This is a genomic window from Desulfovibrio sp. SGI.133 (genome assembly GCF_050313955.1).
Classification (GTDB): Bacteria; Desulfobacterota; Desulfovibrionia; order Desulfovibrionales; family Desulfovibrionaceae; genus Desulfovibrio.
Window position 1 is genome coordinate 1 of the sequence record NZ_JBNPMK010000020.1, and the last position, 379, is coordinate 379.

The 379-nt window shown below is 60.2% G+C and carries 1 pseudogene; it reads left to right on the forward strand.

The annotated features are described in order from the left end of the window. Positions 1–379: pseudogene (locus tag ACQRBR_RS12050) on the forward strand (outer membrane homotrimeric porin); the annotation flags it as partial.

The window sequence follows — 379 nt, forward strand, 5'->3', positions numbered from 1 at the left end:
AGGGCACCGACTGGAACGACACCTACGGCAACGCCTTCTGGGCTGGCATCACCGGCGAAGTGACCTACTGGGATCCCTTCCGCATCGCTTGGGATGTGAACTACGGTTCCGCCGCTTATGCTGACCAGAAGATGAACCGCGAAGGTTGGTTGGCCAGCCTGCTGCTGGAATACAAGCTGGATTGGGGTACTCCCGGTCTGTACGGCTGGTACTCCACCGGTGACGACAACAACCCCCGCAACGGTTCCGAGCGCATGCCTGTTGTGAGCGCCAACGGTAACAACGACTTCTCCAACTTCGCCTTCAACGGCAACCCCTACATCGCCCGTGAATGCGTGCTGGGTTCCACCATGGTGGGTACCTGGGGCATCGGTGCTCG